The organism is Legionella tunisiensis, from assembly GCF_000308315.1.
In the GTDB taxonomy this organism is placed as follows: Bacteria; Pseudomonadota; Gammaproteobacteria; order Legionellales; family Legionellaceae; genus Tatlockia; species Tatlockia tunisiensis.
Genome location: NZ_CALJ01000268.1, coordinates 1 through 1,344, shown reverse-complemented (window position 1 = coordinate 1,344; position 1,344 = coordinate 1). Strand labels below are relative to the sequence as shown.

Here is a 1,344-nt window from a genome sequence, read left to right as displayed (position 1 = left end):
GTTACTTTCGTCGCTTCAAAGGATGAAACCTCATACAGAAGCAATAAAAAATTAAGTATCTCTATTTCAGCAGATCACGACTGGTTTCATTTTCATAACAACGTAAATTATAAATCTCATCCAGAGTCTTATGCTTTTTTGAAAACATGATTAGGAATATTAAAATCAGGAGGGGCATACCTTCCTTTAGACCCTAATTATCCGGATGAGCGCATTTCGTATATGTTGAATAATAGTAAAGCCAACCTATTAATCATGGATCAAAAATCAATAAAGAAAAAACTTCACGGATACACAGGCAAAATTATTGAGATAAATTCCGTATTGAATTTAAAAATTTACCTGATGAAAATCTAAAAAATGTCAGCAGCTTTTTTAAAAATAACTCTTCTGGAGCAAAACTACATAATCTTTATGACCCAACTGAAACGACTATTGACGCAATAACGCTGACCTGCACACAAAAGGATACAGAAAGCGATGCAAGTCGAATAGGCAAACCTATCTCTAATACAAAAGTATATATTTTGGATGACAAACTGCAGCCTGTACCTATTGGAATTACAGGTGAGCTCTACATTTCTGGAGACGGTTTAGCGCGTGGTTATTTAAACATCCAGAATTTACACAGCAAAAATTCATAGCGAATCCTTTCAGCAACAAAAAAATGATAGGTTGTATAAAACGGGGGATCTAGTCAAATGGCAATCTGAAGGAATTATAGAATATATTGGTCGGCGTGATAGTCAGGTCAAAATTCGCGGATTTAGGATAGAAATGAATGAAATTGAATCCCATTTGGAAAAATTCCTTCGATTCATCAATGCATTGTAATACCAGAACCTAACTCCGAAAATTCAATATCGCTATCAGCATACGTTGTACTGGAACAAAACGCTCAAATATCTGCTACAGATATTCGCTCAACTCTGAAAACAATGATTCCGGAGTACATGATCCCTTCTCGATTTTTTGTTGTAGACAAATTTTTAATAACCCCAAGCGGAAAAGTAGATAGAAAGAATTTACCCACTCCATGCAAACAATTGAGTTCGAGCAATGATTACGCAGAGCCAAATAATGATATTGAATTGCAATTAAAAATATCTGGCGCTCTGTGTTAAAATTGACCGTCTTGGAATTCATGATGATTTTTTTGAGCTGGGAGGTAACTCCCTTTCCGCTATGAATATCATTTCGCTAATTCAGGAGCAATTTTCAGTTTGTTTGAGCCTTAGAAATTTTTTGAGTTTTCAACGATACACGCTTTGGCGAAAGAAATTGAAATTGAGACTCGCACAGCCGATGATCGTTTAAACATCTATAATCCATCTAAAAACTTTT

General features: G+C 35.0%; 4 protein-coding genes. All 4 read left to right on the top strand.

From position 1 onward, the window contains the following. Positions 1 to 156 precede the first annotated feature (156 nt). The 4 genes from BN58_RS34905 to BN58_RS34895 all read left to right on the top strand — a co-directional run bounded on the left by BN58_RS34905 (position 157) and on the right by BN58_RS34895 (position 1,317). Complete coding sequence (locus tag BN58_RS34905; RefSeq protein ID WP_332248007.1) at positions 157 to 357, top strand: AMP-binding protein; 201 nt, start codon at positions 157 to 159, stop codon at positions 355 to 357. Next, entirely contained in the window at positions 324 to 644 is a 321-nt protein-coding gene (locus BN58_RS36500; RefSeq protein ID WP_269570380.1) for an AMP-binding protein, read from the top strand. Before BN58_RS34905 ends, BN58_RS36500 begins: the two co-directional genes overlap by 34 nt. 147 nt (positions 645 to 791) lie before the next feature. After that, positions 792 to 1,124: an AMP-binding enzyme gene (locus tag BN58_RS34900; protein WP_332248006.1), complete on the top strand. Its 333-nt coding sequence runs from the start codon at positions 792 to 794 to the stop codon at positions 1,122 to 1,124. Continuing rightward, positions 1,108 to 1,317 carry a phosphopantetheine-binding protein gene (locus tag BN58_RS34895; protein WP_332248005.1) on the top strand — a complete coding sequence of 70 codons (210 nt, stop codon included), beginning with the start codon at positions 1,108 to 1,110 and terminating at the stop codon, positions 1,315 to 1,317. Before BN58_RS34900 ends, BN58_RS34895 begins: the two co-directional genes overlap by 17 nt. The last annotated feature ends 27 nt before the right edge of the window (positions 1,318 to 1,344 follow it).